The organism is Rossellomorea sp. RS05 (assembly GCF_039822645.1).
In the GTDB taxonomy this organism is placed as follows: domain Bacteria; phylum Bacillota; class Bacilli; order Bacillales; family Bacillaceae_B; genus Rossellomorea; species Rossellomorea marisflavi_B.
The window spans coordinates 103,619-118,406 of the sequence record NZ_JBDKWY010000003.1; the positions used below are offsets into that span (position 1 = coordinate 103,619).

Annotated in this window: 14 protein-coding genes; 1 reads left to right on the forward strand and 13 read right to left on the reverse strand. The window is 47.8% G+C overall.

From position 1 onward, the window contains the following. Positions 1 to 82 precede the first annotated feature (82 nt). A complete protein-coding gene (locus ABJ225_RS10340) occupies positions 83 to 604 on the forward strand; it encodes a hypothetical protein (protein ID WP_347320001.1) in 522 nt (173 codons plus the stop codon). A gap of 17 nt (positions 605 to 621) precedes the next feature. Here ABJ225_RS10340 and ABJ225_RS10345 read toward each other — a convergent pair whose 3' ends face one another. The 13 genes from ABJ225_RS10345 to ABJ225_RS10405 form a co-directional block, all read right to left on the reverse strand. Beyond that, positions 622 to 1,428: a peptidoglycan DD-metalloendopeptidase family protein gene (locus ABJ225_RS10345; RefSeq protein ID WP_347320003.1), complete on the reverse strand. Its 807-nt coding sequence runs from the start codon at positions 1,426 to 1,428 to the stop codon at positions 622 to 624. After that, positions 1,428 to 1,694, reverse strand: a complete 267-nt coding sequence (locus tag ABJ225_RS10350; RefSeq protein ID WP_347320005.1) for a phage holin family protein — start codon at positions 1,692 to 1,694, stop codon at positions 1,428 to 1,430. The genes ABJ225_RS10345 and ABJ225_RS10350 overlap by 1 nt, the downstream gene beginning before the upstream one ends. A gap of 61 nt (positions 1,695 to 1,755) precedes the next feature. After that, positions 1,756 to 2,022 (reverse strand): hemolysin XhlA family protein, encoded by a 267-nt coding sequence (locus tag ABJ225_RS10355; protein WP_347320007.1) that lies wholly within the window; start codon positions 2,020 to 2,022, stop codon positions 1,756 to 1,758. An 85-nt stretch (positions 2,023 to 2,107) separates the two neighbouring features. Then, positions 2,108 to 2,818, reverse strand: a complete 711-nt coding sequence (locus ABJ225_RS10360) for a hypothetical protein (protein ID WP_347320009.1) — start codon at positions 2,816 to 2,818, stop codon at positions 2,108 to 2,110. Positions 2,819 to 3,062: 244 nt separating this feature from the next. Continuing rightward, positions 3,063 to 5,549, reverse strand: a complete 2,487-nt coding sequence (locus ABJ225_RS10365; protein WP_347320011.1) for a phosphodiester glycosidase family protein — start codon at positions 5,547 to 5,549, stop codon at positions 3,063 to 3,065. A gap of 255 nt (positions 5,550 to 5,804) precedes the next feature. Continuing rightward, the gene (locus ABJ225_RS10370; RefSeq protein ID WP_347320013.1) at positions 5,805 to 7,793 is read right to left on the reverse strand and encodes a phage tail spike protein; all 1,989 of its coding nucleotides are present in this window, start codon (positions 7,791 to 7,793) and stop codon (positions 5,805 to 5,807) included. A 63-nt stretch (positions 7,794 to 7,856) separates the two neighbouring features. Continuing rightward, on the reverse strand, positions 7,857 to 9,497 hold the full coding sequence (locus ABJ225_RS10375) for a glycerophosphodiester phosphodiesterase family protein (RefSeq protein ID WP_347320015.1): 1,641 nt from the start codon (positions 9,495 to 9,497) through the stop codon (positions 7,857 to 7,859). Between the two features lie 17 nt (positions 9,498 to 9,514). Then, on the reverse strand, positions 9,515 to 10,312 hold the full coding sequence (locus ABJ225_RS10380; protein WP_347320017.1) for a phage tail domain-containing protein: 798 nt from the start codon (positions 10,310 to 10,312) through the stop codon (positions 9,515 to 9,517). After that, on the reverse strand, positions 10,296 to 13,064 hold the full coding sequence (locus tag ABJ225_RS10385; RefSeq protein WP_347320019.1) for a phage tail tape measure protein: 2,769 nt from the start codon (positions 13,062 to 13,064) through the stop codon (positions 10,296 to 10,298). The genes ABJ225_RS10380 and ABJ225_RS10385 overlap by 17 nt, the downstream gene beginning before the upstream one ends. 16 nt (positions 13,065 to 13,080) lie before the next feature. After that, on the reverse strand, positions 13,081 to 13,341 hold the full coding sequence (locus ABJ225_RS10390) for a hypothetical protein (RefSeq protein ID WP_347320021.1): 261 nt from the start codon (positions 13,339 to 13,341) through the stop codon (positions 13,081 to 13,083). Between the two features lie 56 nt (positions 13,342 to 13,397). Continuing rightward, the gene (locus ABJ225_RS10395) at positions 13,398 to 13,781 is read right to left on the reverse strand and encodes a hypothetical protein (RefSeq protein WP_347320023.1); all 384 of its coding nucleotides are present in this window, start codon (positions 13,779 to 13,781) and stop codon (positions 13,398 to 13,400) included. A 59-nt stretch (positions 13,782 to 13,840) separates the two neighbouring features. Next, the gene (locus tag ABJ225_RS10400; protein ID WP_347320025.1) at positions 13,841 to 14,374 is read right to left on the reverse strand and encodes a hypothetical protein; all 534 of its coding nucleotides are present in this window, start codon (positions 14,372 to 14,374) and stop codon (positions 13,841 to 13,843) included. 45 nt (positions 14,375 to 14,419) lie between these two features. Continuing rightward, positions 14,420 to 14,788 (reverse strand): minor capsid protein, encoded by a 369-nt coding sequence (locus tag ABJ225_RS10405; protein WP_347320298.1) that lies wholly within the window; start codon positions 14,786 to 14,788, stop codon positions 14,420 to 14,422.

Consider the following 14,788-nt stretch of genomic DNA (forward strand, 5'->3'; position numbering starts at 1 on the left):
TACGCATTATTCACGGTAAGAAGAAGGGAAATTACGGAAATAAGTCGTATTTACTATTATACTTGTAACGAGGAGGCCGATTATGAAAAGAACGGTAGATAAAGACAAATTATCGTCAGCTCAAACGCAACTAGTATTCGATTTTATTACGTGCTTATTCGAAGTGGACGTCGCGAACTATTGGAGTAAGATTTGCCGAGTTGACCAGGCGAGGATACTCGGAAGGTATGATGCGTTAATTGAGGTGGGCCAATATGACGGCAATTTCGAGGAGTATGTAAAAACGGAAGTTAAGGCGAAGCAAGAGGGCTTTTACGCAGCGATTCGAGAAAACTTCGGCATTTCCAGCTCTGTCCGTCATACGAATCACGGAGACGTCATGGTTTTCACTTATGAAAATATACGTGGGCCAGTCGCTTATATTGCCGAGACTATGCGCAACGTATACCCGATACTACTGACGTTAGATGCCCGCAGCGACAAAAGCGAAATCAGCCTCGAATGGAAGGTGCGGTTCTTTGAGGATTATTGGTTCGAGGAAGTAGACGCGGATAAATGGATTGATGAGCCGATCGATGGTATGTACGAGCCAGCCGACGATTAAGCCGGCCAGCCTGCGGTTTACTTAACGTCTACATATGCGCCGTTTGCCGTCACATAAAACGTCGCACCTTTACTGTTTTTAATCTCGTATTGGTATGCGTCATCCACTTTAAGCTTGCGAACAACTGTTGGAAAACCAATACCTTTCGTTAGATGACCGGCAACGTCCTTCTGCTGCCATGATGGCTTGCTGTAGAACTTCAGCTTAGCGACTTTGCATACGAGCTTCTTGCCGGAATAACTATCCGCCTTTTTCGCCACGTTAAGCTTAGCACCGATTTTCAGCGCTTTTGCATCGACGCTAGGATTTAGCCGCTCAAGATCCTTAACGGAGGTTCCGTATGCCTTAGCGATATCCCACAAAGTGTCGCCGCTTTTAATCGTATGCGATGAAGCATTAGAAGCAGGTGCCACTTTGTCGAGGTATTTCAACGGATCAACCGCGTTACTCTTAGTCTCATTCCAGCGCCCAGCATGCAGCTCAAAATGGAGGTGCTGCCCGTATGAATAGCCGGTGTTGCCCATCAGCCCCAGCACCTGCCCTTGCTTAACGCTTGCTCCTACGTTGACCTTACGCGAACCAGCACGCATATGAGCGTAGACAGTCTCGTATGTTTTACCGCCAAGGTTATGCACCACGAACACCACTTCGCCATAGGAATCCGAGCGATATGATTGGCTAACTACGCCTGCTGCGGCCGCCTTAACATTGACCGCCCCACTCTTCGCCAAATCGATGCCGAAGTGACTCCGCACCCGCCCGTTCAATACGTCTCGTCCAAATGGCGAAGTTAGTTTTGCGTCTTCTACCGGATAGTTAAACATTATTGACCGCCCCCATTTTCGTTTCTTTTTTCGAATTGGTATTTAATTGTTGCGACTGATCCCACGCCAAGTAATGCGTATTGGATGCCGGCAATCATGACGCCATAATCAAAACCGCCGTGCTCAAACGCTGCGAACAAGATGCCCAGCACAATCGCAATCACTGGAATGTAACGGTTACTCACCCTTGTCGCTTCCCTAATCGCATATAGTACGACAGCAAGCGCAAGGTACGCGGTAAAATCCAAGTTCAATAGTTCGTCCATAGCTTCGTCCTCCTTTATATAGTAGAAAAGCGACAACACCCGTCTTGGATGTGCCGCTTAATCATAAAACCACCGTGAATAATATTCCGACAATCGTCAGCACCGACGGCACTATTAGGCCAATCGCCCAATGTGTCGTCTTTTTTATGCCTTCGATGTCCTTCGCATTTTCTTCCGCCAAGTTCAGCGCCTTTTCCGCCTTGTTGTCGGCTTCCTCAGCCGTTCGCTTGATGTCGTTAATATGGTCCATCTTCGTGTCGATCCGCACGAGCCATTCGCGTATCTCGTAAATCTTGTCGTTGAGCTCGCGCCCGGATGGTTCGCTCATGATGCGTCACCTCCTTCCGAGGGCATACGAAAAAAGAGCCGCCGGTAAGGGCGACACTTTTGACGAAAAAGGGTTTTCAATTGAATTACCTTCTATATAAACCTGGTTTATCAGCTAGCTCAGTAAAGGCGTCTTCAAACGTACGCTCATTGAATAAGTGGTCCGCTAAAACCATTTGAAACATATGTGAAAGTGAAGTTACTGAGGTATTTTGCGACTGGATAGCCATCCTTCTCCTCACGTCAACCATCATAATTTCTTCTTTATAATCTACTCTAAGCAGGATCAATAACTTTTTAATATAGTTATATATCTCTAGTCCATAATTATAGGTCTCTTCATACGTAGGTATATAACCTTTATGAATAACATTATTTCTAAATTCAACTAATTTAGGTTTTATTATTGGTGGAACTTCTTTATATACGGTTAGATAGAGAAAGTAAAAAGCTCCTAGTTGTCGCTCAGATTGATTCTTTACATTCTTCCATGTTTTTTTGAATTCTTCTGGATCTATTCCCTCTTTATGAACAATCACGTTAATAAAAAATTCATAAAATCTTTCAATTGATGCGGCGAAACTTGAGACCGCTTCCCTTGCATAGCCATCGATTAATGCAAGAGCCCCTAAGTCAAAGAGGATTTCAAATTTTTCGTCTTGTAATACAAGGGCGTTCTCGTGTCCTTGGCTACATTCAAACTTATAAAAACCTGAGTCATTCATTTCAATAAAATTATAATCGTAATTCTGGACTTCGTTAAACACACACTTCATACACGGCACTGCATACTTCATAATCCATCTCCAATCTATATCTGTTAACTTATTCTAAACTATCAACAAATATAGTTGTCAATATTTAGGCATGCGTTATTTCCGCTAAAAATTTAACCTCCGTCTTGATGACGCCAATATCTACTTTCAGTTCCGTGAGGATGTCGTAGATTTCTTTGTTGTGCTCCGTCATGCTATCGCTCCTTTCCGAGCATAAAAAAGAGCCGCCGGTGAGGGCGACTCGATGTTGCGTAGTTTGATCCTACTATGACAATTCAAATGTTATAACGGTTGGAACAGGTCTACCTTCTAACCCTTCATAAATAGGGTTTAGTTGCCTCTTACCTAAAACCGCTTGAGTACTACCTCCTCCGTCTAATGAATAAGCGAATTTAACACCCTTATCAACTAATATTTGCGCTAATTCCTCATATAGCAAACCCGCTTCATTCACTGTGGAACCCCTAGACATATCAACGGAACAAACGCAATAATCACCATTCTGAAATTGACCTATTGACTGCCTAATATACTTCTTGGTTCCGCCGTGTACAATTTCTTTATCGATTTCAGTTTTATCAACCATAAAATTGGTTACCAACCTACCCCAACCCGTTATAGCGTATTTAACACCATCATTAATCATGGTTTGAGTATCAACATTCCTTGGATATGTGGTTAAATTATCATCTTTATCAATCGCTAATGGGTAACATTCTTCTGGGTGAATAGGAACCCCATTGTCATTTACCATAGGAGTATTAATAAGACTTTTCCCATCAATAATTGTTTGACCAACCGGAACCATATTTGTCATATCAAACAACCCTGCATTTAAAGTGAATATAGTATTCTTTTCTTTTGAATAACGTAAAGACGACAGTTTTTGTCCGTTTAATGACTCATCTTTACTGGTGAGTTTAACTTTGGGTACTAACTTTAACCCATCAAACGTAAATTTCGGGATTCGCACAAACACATAGGAAGCTCCATTTTTACGTTCGTAACTTACCAGGATTGAAGAAATTGCATTTGATTTAGCATTGTTTGCAATAGAAGTGTTTATGGTTTTCAATTGATCATCTAAATAAGTCTGTAATAAGGTCGATACACTTAAAGGTTTATCACTGATGTCATTAAACGTAGTACCTTCAATGATTCTATTATCTAAATACCTCATGTTAAATGCTATATATCCATTGTGAGGAACTACAAAGGATGCATCAGTTTTCCAACCATAATCGATACCATTCCAAACTCCATTTTCATCCATGAGAGATATACCATAAGAGTACATACCTGCATTTTTATGGAATTTCACCACATCGTCCTTGTTAACCCTGTAGCGTTTTCTGGTTACAATTCGAGTGGGCTTATCTTTAATTTCGTAAGCTATACCCTTCTCGAATGATCCACCCATGAAATCATTTGTTCCGAGAACAATCGTTTTATTTTGAACATCTTTAAGTGAATTTTTCAGTTTTAATATTTCATTAGTGTTCATTTCGGTTGCAAATTTATCACTAGCAGTAAAGATGTAGCTAATTTCAAATTCCTTAGCTAAGTTTATGATGTCTTCATCCGTAAAATCCGCACCGTTCTTTTTCTGTAAGTTGATTCTTACTTCTTTATTTGGTTCAACAATAAATACGTTATTATCTAACCAACCACGATCAATCCCGTCATATTTTCCATTATCATAAGTTGACACGCCGTACAAAACATTTGGGTTTTTTCTTGTAATAGTTATACTTTTAGAGTGTTTAAATGTTTCTACACTTCTTATCCTATTTCTAGATGTTTCCCCTGTAGGAATGCCTGATGACAATGAACCTCGTTCAAAGGTCAATGTGAATTTGTTCTCAACGAACGTTGTTTTGTTTGGTGTAATTGAATTATCGCTAATACCAACCGCTTGATAAACTCCACCAGCCGTCCATGCGGCATTATTCCAGTAATACCACTTACCGTCCGCCGAAACAACATAGACTCCTGCGTCACCACTAGGTTTTGCAGCTTGGAGCATAGCTAGAGTGGAGTATGTTCCTTTTGGTGATCCGCTTACGATTTGGGAAACTTTCCTGTCCAATTCTTCTTTTGTCGCTCTGTCTGCCAACTGCGCACTAAGCGTACCCACATCCGTACCCTTCAAACGCTCGTACTGTTCCGCCGACAAGTCCGCCTGCTCTTTTGCGTAATCCCCTTGCGTTTTGGCCTCGGCCGCAGCCGCCACTACTTCATCTTTTACGCCTTCCAAATCCCCAGCCTTCTCCGCTTGCTCTTTCGCATAATCACCTTGATTCTTCGCGTAGGTAGCCGCCGACTGCGCCTCGACCGCCAAGTCCGAAACCTCGACGAAGATTTCCTGCAACAACGTCATGCCTTCGCTGGTTTCAAGATCGGCGCCCAAGTTTTTCGCAACATCTAGTCGCATTTGTATCGAGGATAATCGGCGATTTCCTTCGTAAAGTTGAATATTGATCTTGCAGATTCCGGCTACTTCCATATCCCGTTTACTTAAATCGTACTCAACGACATTTTTAACCGCTTCAATATCGTAAGAATAAATATGGCCGTCGGGACGTTCAAGGTTGAATATGATTCTGTCTATACTAGAAAGGTCCGCCGTTTCTCCCTCATCAAGGACTGTGAAGACTAACCTATTAGAATCGAATTGTTTAACAGTAGGAACAGGAATCTTAGTCGGTCTACGAAAGTCTAATGTTATTGGAATTTGCCTAGTTATCTCCATTATTCAGCCACCTCTTCTTCATTTGAATTTTCTATCATAGGAATAATCGATTTAATATTGATTCTTGAGAATATCAAATTCCCAATAACAACAGTATTTAATTCCGTGTTATTAAGTCGTTCATTCAAATCGACCGCGTTATACGCATCCACTGACGCAGTATAAGAATTAAAGTCATGTGTAAAAATCTCGACCTTCAATACATACACCCCCGTTAAAAATAAAGAGACGCCTCAAAAGGCGCCTTTACAGTAATTAAAAGTTCCCACCCATGTGCGATGAAATGAACAGACGGCTGATAATACTCGCATTAATTCTGCCAAGTCCATTTGGCGTTAGCGTAACCTCGTGCCATGTACCTCTGCTTACCTTACCGTCAGTATCCTTAGCGAGATAAGGAATGATATCAATATCGTTTCCTGACGTTGAACTCCCGGGTACCGTCTTGCCATCTACCTTTATCGTAACTGCCGTGGGCCTGTTAGATAGTTCATAAATGCCGTGGGCGACCTCGTGAGTATGATCCGGCAGCGTTATGTCATGCGAATGATTGGGAATCGTGACTCTGTGTGTATGGTCAGGTATGGTAACGTCATGCGAATGGTTCGGGATATTGAAATCATGTGTGTGAGACGGAATACTGACCGAGTGAGTATGTGCAGGTACGGTTACTGAATGCGCGTGGTTTCCGCTAGATCCTTCCGTATACAAATCGTTGGATACCGCTGGAAAGAATGCACTTGCCGCAGCTGTACCACCACTGTTCGCTGTGGCTATGAAGTTCTTAAAGTTACTTGGAGGTGTCGCAGATCCCATATCGGATGCGAACGCAAACATACGGTGTCGGTGGTTGCCGCCTGCCGAACTCGATTGGGTAGTACCTCCACCGCTTGAACTCGTTTGTGAGCTTCCTCCGCCACTAGCTGTAGACTTAGCAACGCCACCCCCACTTGTACTAGTTGCAGTTGTTCCTCCACCACTCGAGCTAGTGGCAGTAGTCCCGCCGCCCGCACTCGTTGTCTTAGTGGTCGCCCCGCCGCCTTCGGTCGCTCTGGAGTACGCTCTGAAAGGCTCCGTCTCGAAGCTAAGCGACATGGTGTTGACGTTGACCAAATCTTCCGGCAAGAAGAAGCGTACGACGGCCGGATGAGTTGAATCGCAGTTGTCGACGTAGTTGTGCGAGTCGAGGTTCGTGGCGCCTTGCGTGTAGGCGTCGTTGATCTGTTGCTTGCGTTCGATGTCGACGTTGGCCGTCGCGATGTCGTCCGTGAGTGAGCCGATTTCGAGGTCGATGTCGCCTGGCGCCCCGGTGATGTCCGGCTTGCTTACCATGTGAATACGCTGTGTGATAACGCCAAGGTCCGGATCAATAATGCGAACAAGCGCCCCCTCGACGAACTTATCGACCGGCTCGCCCGTTAGCACGCTCAGGTCGGCCGCTTTTACTTTGTAAACGACCTTAGGCGTCGCCCACTTCTGCAATAAGGCCTGAGCGTTGTCCTTGAGCGATTGGGCGTCCTCGAACCGTCTGTCGGCCCACACATACGCCTTGAGACCGTATTTGCCGACGGATGCGAAGTCCTCGAGATACGGCTTGCCACCGTTGACTTTTTCGATGCCTAGCTGATTGACGCCTTCACCGAACCCCAACGGATAAATGCGATTCACCAGTTGCGACGGATCGATTTCACGCTCGATTTCGCGCATGTTCTTGGCGTACCTTACTTCGCATGTAATGGCGTTGCTTGGGCGTTCAAGGCCCAGCGTCCACGGGTAGCTTTGCGTGTCATACGTCCACTGGTAGTCCTCGTTGAACGGTTTAGGAATCGCAAGCATTGGGCCGAGCAAGCCGTTTTCGTTTTCGTATTTGTAGTGGAAGTAGCGCACAAAGTCGACCACCCCGCGACGCCAGTTCTTCGTTGACTGCCTGCCGAGCAAATAGTCGATGTTTTGGGTCGTCGTCCAGTTGGTCGTCTGATGATAGCGAAACAGTACGTCATCGAGCAGCGTCGCAAATACGTGCTTCAGCGTAAAGTCGACCGTGCCTGCCGATTCGTTTCGCCGGGTCAGTGACGGCTCGATGCGAAAAAGGCCGATGTACTCGTCGGTGCTGTCGTCGATAATTTCGACCAAGTTGAACGGCTCGCAGTATTCGAGTTTCGGGTCGGCCAATGGCAAAGAAAAAGAAGCGAGCCATAATTCGTTCAGCCGCTTCTCATATCCGATGTCATATGCGTTTTGCAAGTACGCCAATGGCTGGCGCGTTGATTTGTCGAGTATCTTAATCAGCGTGAATCACCTCCGTTTTTACTGGCGTTGAACTCTTACGTTTTCGAATGTGGCGCCTGTATAGCGTCGGCCAAAGTGCAGGTAGCCTTGGCGATGGACCGAGTTGGTTACGTTCATTGAGTCGTTCGTGTCGACGCGTGTGATTGTGATAGTGGAGCCCGCCACTTTGACGCGAAGGTCGATGACTTGCCCCTGGCTAATGCTTGCCGTGCTCATAGACGTTAGCTGAACCGCTCCGCCTCCATTACGGATATAGAGCTCAATCGACCCACTTTCGCGAACCAGCACGTGGTAGCCGTCGCTTCGTCCGCTTGTGTAGTCGTCAAAGAAGTCGTTCGGCGTGCAGAAGGCGACCGATGCCCAGCGAACACTCGACGCCGATGCTGCGTATCGAATCTTCGTATCGACCTGGAAGTTAGTCGCAAGCTTGCCGGCCCAGCCTTGCAATGAGAAGTCGCTATTCTCGGAAGCTGTCGGCCAGCCGAATCGGTTAGGCGCGATAAACGTACCTCGGTCACCGCCAGTTCCGCTTGTGTCAGGCGAAAAGTGGCCGATGGAGAATACTTGGTCGCGATACGGGTCCCATTCGAGTACGGGCGAGTTGCCACGAATCCACATCGGGTCGTCGCTGAAGAAGCCGTGCACGCCCATCGCTTTGTACTTATCGTGAAGATAGCGATAGTTGACCGTGTACATGTAAACCTTTAGCCCTGCGTTGAGGCAGTCGGTTACATATGAATCCGGCAAGCTAGTCGATAGGCCGACGTAACGAATACCCCAGCCGTAGATTTGCGACGGAGCGATGTCGGTGTTCGATCGCAGGTAAAGCGTTGGGATTCCTTTTCCGATTGAATACACGAGGTCGGGCGCACTGAAGGACTGAATGATGACGTTGTTTTCGAGGCGATACTTTAGGATGGTGTCCGCCACGACTTCCGATAAGCCAGGCCCTTTAAGCTCAGGCGCATAAATAACCTTGTTGCCGAACTCGCGTAGCAAATCCTCGAACAAGCAAGGCGTTCCGTCCCAGCCGGGCAATGTGTCGATTTTGGCGCTCTTGAATCCCATCGCCGAATAGTTGTCGACGCTGCCCGTTTTATTGGTCGTGCGTTCCATCGTGTCGTCGTGATGGCAAATCAGCGTTCCGTCCACCGTGCGTCGAATGTCCATTTCCAGCACCATCATCCCCATGTTCACGCAGCCACGAAACGCCTCGACGCTTGCCTCCGGAAAGATTAGCTTCGCTCCCCTATGCGCCAGGTAGACCGGCTGAGGCGTGCTTGCGAATGTGACACCGCTCATAGCGTTTTGAATGTCGGTGACTTTGTTATTAATTGCGTCAACCGCCGTCGTGCTTGCCTTAGCGTTTAAGGTGACGTCCGTGTCGTCCATTCGTGCTTTTAACGTGTCGAAGGTTTTTACTTGTCCGTTTACTTCGCGAACCCTTGCCGCCGCTGCCTCGACTGACGAGTCGCCTTCGACGATCAAGTTGTCGAGTTGTTGCTGAACGCTTACCGCCTTTGCTTCCGCTTTAGTCGATTTGACTTCGGCCACGTTTGCTGCCGTTGCTGCTTCGTTTGCATTGTCTATCGCGATGTTCAGTACCGGATATGCGGTGCGTAAAGTGTCCGCTGTTACTAATTTCCGAGCATATTTCATATGACGTGTCTCCTTTCTTATACGTAGTCATAACGAAGCGAATCGCTGATTGTTAAGTTGAGCGACGACCCGCTTACGTAAATTTCGTTTTCGCCCGGCAATAAATCGATAAAGTGGCCGCCGGTATTAGTCAAATCCGCCACCCCGTCAACTTTGACGAGATAGTTTTCTCCGTCTATTGCGATGGTCTTGTTCGTGAAACTACCGAGAGTGAATCGGCGGCCATTCGCCTCCAGCGCGACGCTATTGCCTGAGCCGGAGATTACGCAGCTTAGGCGCACGGCTGACGACCCGCTATTGGTAACAATGAACGAGCCTTCGCGAAACACCTTTCGGCTACTTTCGCCAGTGCCGAGTAATATGTCGCTCATAATTGGCACGTCGCTTCCGAGCGTTATCTGGTTGGACGTAAAGACCGACTTTGCCATCGGATTGTCTGCTACCATATTTAAGGTGAAGTACCCAAGCGACCACGCCTTTTCCATGCTGTGATCTCCGGTTAATCTCACCTCGTAGTATTTATCAGGCTCATGATCGTAAATTAGAAGCATCTTCCTGGGGCGACCGTATGCATCAGTTACGAAATCCTTAAACTCACGAGCAAGTCGGGCTAGTTCAAATTCGGAATCAGCCCATATAAAGCCACATTGATGCGTAAAAGTTTTTGCTCCTAAGTCAGTGCCATAAAAATACGTACCGGCCCTGCCTGGAACCGTAATTGTTCGATCCCTTACTTCAGGGAATAGAGGTAAGGACCCGAAGTTTATTACCTCGATCCCAAAATCTTTTAGGGGCCTCTTATCTAGTGTGAACATTCCGTACTCCCCTCCTTGCTCGCTCGTTCATCGTTCCCTGCTTCTGTAACGCGTTGATGTCGTCAACAGTTGCTTTCGCAATTTCCCGTCCGCTTATTTCAAGTATCACCGGCCTCCCTGCTACCGCCTCGATCGAGCGAATCAACGGCCCAAAGTCGGCTTGACTCCCGAACTGCTGCGGAGCTCGAGAAAGCCCTGCGTCCAACATGCGGAACAAGTTCGACTGCTGTGCCTCCGTGAGTACCATTTCGTTGCGAAGTAACCTCACGTCCACTTCGTTATGCAAAGGCGATTGAGCAAACTTCTCCGCAAGACCTCCGATGTGTAACTTCGGCAATGGACCGCCCTGGTGACGTTTAACCGACGCCTTGGCACCAGTACCACTTCCGCCGTGTTCGGTGATATAGACGGCTTTATTGATTGACTTTCCAAGGCGACCGTTGAGTAAGTCAGCCTGACCGATAAGGTCGAGAATCTTCGTACGAACTCCGTTAAGTGATCCAATTTGCTCATCGATTGCGTCTTTGGCTGCTTGATACTCGGCGGTGTTCATTTCGCCCGACCGCTTGAGTTCGTCGAGTTTTCCTTTTTGCTTTTCTAGTTTCTTAATTCCGTTGTCGAGCGCCTTCATCTCTTCGCCTTTTTTAGCGTTGATTCCAGCTTGTTTCAACTCTAGCGCCACCATGCTCTGCTTAACCTCGTCTAACTTTCCGATTTGTTCCTGTATCTTATCGACTTCCTTCGCTTTCTCTAATACAACCTCCGCCTGCTTAGCACGCTGCTTAGCAATACCTTGCAGTTTGTTGTCGTGGAGCGCGATGGTTTCATTGAGACGGTCAATCTCGAGCGTGTCGTTGTTTTCCTTGGCGATTGCAAGCTCGTCGTTCAAGCCGGCGATGATACGGATTTCGTCCTGCTCCATTTTATCGAGCTCAATCATACGCTCCTTCGCCTTGTTGATGTCCTTTTGCGCCTGCTCCTCATCGCGAAGCATTTCCGCCATGTTGGCCTCGAGTTTTGTTTGCTGAGCTTCGAGCTCAAGGCGAATCATTTCGAGTTGTTCGTCGTTGTACTTTTTCGCAGCGTCCGTGTTTTCGAGGAGGATATTCCCTTGCTCGGAAAGCACCGTATTCGACTCCGGGACGGCTTCGATGATTTCGTCATTAAGTCCAATCAAGCGATTAAGCTCATCGTTCGAAAGTCCGGATTTCTCCTGCAATTTTTCCTGTTCCTCCGTCAACTTTGCGATCGTATCGGGATTGGCTGTTTTCGCAAGTTCCGAGTTAATATCGACAAACCTGGCGAACTCATCCGAAGTCAGTTTCGACTTTTCCGTCAACTTATCGAATTCATCGATATTGGCTCCAAGCTCGTCGCGTTGTTTCATCATGGCGTTTACGTTCTCGAGAGTGACGTCGTTGTAGTCGCTTTGATAGACGGACGCACTAACGAATAATCCACCTAAAACAGATAGCGCCGTAATGAGCCAACCGGCAGGCCCCATCGACACCATAAGCGTACGCATGGTGATAACTAGCTTACCGATTGACGAGAGCACTAACGCGATTGCTGCGGCAGTACCTCCGAATGCTAGGCCAGCTTTGACCGTAGCCATGTCGACCTCACCGAATGCGAGCGTGAGTTTAGACGCTTCACGTACGATGCTCGTGAACATCGGCAGGAACTCTTTACCGAGCTTAATTCCGACCTCTTCTAGCGCCGACTGAAACTCCTTGAATGCGCCGAGTAAGTTGTCTTGCATTCGTTTCGCCATTCGATCGGCTGTGCCTGCGCTGTTTTCAAGCTCTTTCGTATAGTCAGCGAGTTGATCCTCACCAATCGCAAGCAACGTCGTAAATCCGGCGGCTGCTTCACGTCCAACCAACTGAGCCGCCGTGGCCGTCTTTTGTGCGTCAGACATGCCGTCCATCTTTTCGCTGAGTTCTCCGACGATCCGCGACAGTGGCTTAATTTTGCCTTCGTTGTCCGTGACACTAAAGCCAAGCTCATCCATTGCCTTCTTCGTTTGACCGACCGGATTGGCAAGCGATAGGAAAGCCGCACGTAAAGAGGTCCCGGCCATCGAGCCTTGAATACCTGCGTCGGACATTTTGGCGACTGCCGTGGCAGTTTCCTCGATTGAAAATCCGAGTGAAGCCGCGACCGGGGCCACCATCTTCATCGCCTCACCTAACTGCGGTAAGTCCGTATTGGCTGTCGTCATCGTTTTAACGAGTACGTCAACCGCATGGCCTGACTCGGTTGCTTCGATTCCAAAACCGGTCATGATGTTCGACACGATATCGGCCGACCTTGCGAGGTCAATTCCGCCTGCTGCTGCCGCATTTAGTACGGCCGGTAAGGCGTCAATTTGCTCCTCGACGCTAAACCCCGCCATTGCCAGGAACGTAAGTCCTTCGGCGGCCTGGGAAGCACTGAACTGAGTCGTAGCACCCATCTCACGGGCTGCGCTTTCTAACTTCGCCAGGTCTTCCGCCGAAGCATTCGAAATGGCCCCTAGCTTTGACATCGACTGCTCAAACGTTGCAGCAACGGCCACACTCGATCCGATCGCTGCCACTACTGCCCCGCCCATGACCAACGACGCTTTTTGAATCGCACCGAAGTCCTGCTTCATCTTCTTGGCGCTGTCGCCCGTCTTGTTCATTTCCGCCTTTGACTCCTGGAGTTTGCGTTTGAACTCTTCGTTCGACAGCACCATCTTGGCGCGTATTTCTCCGACTTCTGCCATTCGTTTTCCTCCTTTCCTAGTTCATCATTGCGCGCAACTGTTCGAACTTCTCACGACTGAAGCCGGACGTCTCTTCCTGGACGCCTAGTTGCTTCGTCATTCCATGAATCAGCGTTTTATAGTCCGCATCCTCCATCGCACGATTGTTCGTGGCAATGCGTAGCTGTAGTTCTTGCATTCGTCTGGCTGCGTCGTACTTGCCTTTGCGCTCAACCAACTCCATTAAATCGGCCATATAATAGCCGGTTTCAATTTCGACCTGCGTCTTGCCGAGCAAAATAGCCGCGTCAATAATGAAGTCATCGACCGTTCCCTTTTCGCCTTCTTCCGTGCCTACTCCGCTGGACTTATCGGTAGAAGGCTCTTGACGTTTTTTGCAACGGAGTCGAGTCGGTTCTTTTTAACGGTGCGAGATAAGTATTCGAAGATCTCATCCACGCCCACTTCGGCGTTAATAAAATCCGCATCTAGGTCGGACAGTACCGCCACGATCTCGATTACTTCGTCCATCGCAACTTCAAGGCCCGCCACTACTGTCGTGTAAAAGTCTTCTTGTGGCGCAGAAATAACCTGCACGATAATACCCGGTAATCGATCTACCGTTGTGAATAGGTCGCGCCATCGGTTAGGGGTTAGCTTATTTATTTTCACGCGCTTGTCTCCGAGCCACATTTCGTCCTCGTTCAGCGCCTTTAGTTTCTGAAATTGTTTCAACATGGGCGTTACTCCCTTCGTTTACTGAAATAAAAAGAGCGCCCGCTAGGACGCCCTCACTCTTATGCTTCTGCTGTCTCGTCACCCATTACGAATAGATTGCCTTGGTTTTCGATGTCAGGGTACGCAATGAACGTGATATTCTGCACGCGTTCATTGTCGCTGTTGTACGTTAGCTCTCCGTCGGAGATTGCTCCGGCAAGTGGGATTGAAATCCAGTCGTTAGCTGTTGCGTCCGGGTCAGTCGGCTTAATGACGAGCTTCTTTGCGTTAGAAAGCATGTCGTAGCCAGCCTCCGACTTAACGACGAGTTTCTTTTTCATCGGGTCATTCGCGTCGGTAATTAGTTCGCTATTTGGCGTTACCTTCGAAAGTTTGTCGATGTCATGTAGCGCGAATGGTACGACCGCCTGAGCTGTCCGGCCTTTCATGATAGACTTGACGATCGTGTCGCCGTACTGGTCAATCGTAACGTCCTGCTTTGACGTCGTATACGAAAATACAATTCCGCCTTTGGTGAATTCGAATTTAGTCATGTCGGCACCTTCGCCATATTCGACGATTGCTGGGCCGATTGGTACGTTAATTCCTGCCATGTAAACGTCCTCCTTTAAGTTTGCAAAATAAAACGCCGCCGGACGCTATGGCCTGACGACGCAATCAAAATTCAGTGAATAAATAGGGCGATTATTTTCATCGTCGCCCATGTAAATCGGTATACTGTTGCTCGCCCGTATCTTGACGACCGAACTGTCGCCCACCTTTACGTTGGTGAGGTTTGTCAGCGCTCCCTGTAACTTATACGCTTGATCCTCAGCCTTCGCGGGATGAACGTCGCGCACGAATACTTGAAACGACGGCTGCTTCTTGCCGGTATACTCGTCCGTAGGGAAACCGCCCGTCAGGCGAATGCGAGTACATGCGTCAGGTGCCGAAGCCGGAAAGTTGTTCGGATAGTAGACGCCAGGGACTCGACTCTTTACGAAGTTAATCAGATCCAGTATTCGCAT

What these genes read in the sequence shown, in the direction of transcription:
- ABJ225_RS10360 (WP_347320009.1), bottom strand. Translation starts at nt 2,818, where the DNA reads ATGAAGTATGCAGTGCCGTGTATGAAGTGTGTGTTTAACGAAGTCCAG.
- ABJ225_RS10385 (WP_347320019.1), bottom strand. Translation starts at nt 13,064, where the DNA reads ATGGCAGAAGTCGGAGAAATACGCGCCAAGATGGTGCTGTCGAACGAA.
- ABJ225_RS10365 (WP_347320011.1), bottom strand. Translation starts at nt 5,549, where the DNA reads ATGGAGATAACTAGGCAAATTCCAATAACATTAGACTTTCGTAGACCG.
- ABJ225_RS10380 (WP_347320017.1), bottom strand. Translation starts at nt 10,312, where the DNA reads ATGTTCACACTAGATAAGAGGCCCCTAAAAGATTTTGGGATCGAGGTA.
- ABJ225_RS10345 (WP_347320003.1), bottom strand. Translation starts at nt 1,428, where the DNA reads ATGTTTAACTATCCGGTAGAAGACGCAAAACTAACTTCGCCATTTGGA.
- ABJ225_RS10375 (WP_347320015.1), bottom strand. Translation starts at nt 9,497, where the DNA reads ATGAAATATGCTCGGAAATTAGTAACAGCGGACACTTTACGCACCGCA.
- ABJ225_RS10405 (WP_347320298.1), bottom strand. Translation starts at nt 14,788, where the DNA reads ATGCGAATACTGGATCTGATTAACTTCGTAAAGAGTCGAGTCCCTGGC.
- ABJ225_RS10355 (WP_347320007.1), bottom strand. Translation starts at nt 2,022, where the DNA reads ATGAGCGAACCATCCGGGCGCGAGCTCAACGACAAGATTTACGAGATA.
- ABJ225_RS10395 (WP_347320023.1), bottom strand. Translation starts at nt 13,781, where the DNA reads ATGTTGAAACAATTTCAGAAACTAAAGGCGCTGAACGAGGACGAAATG.
- ABJ225_RS10400 (WP_347320025.1), bottom strand. Translation starts at nt 14,374, where the DNA reads ATGGCAGGAATTAACGTACCAATCGGCCCAGCAATCGTCGAATATGGC.
- ABJ225_RS10340 (WP_347320001.1), top strand. Translation starts at nt 83, where the DNA reads ATGAAAAGAACGGTAGATAAAGACAAATTATCGTCAGCTCAAACGCAA.
- ABJ225_RS10350 (WP_347320005.1), bottom strand. Translation starts at nt 1,694, where the DNA reads ATGGACGAACTATTGAACTTGGATTTTACCGCGTACCTTGCGCTTGCT.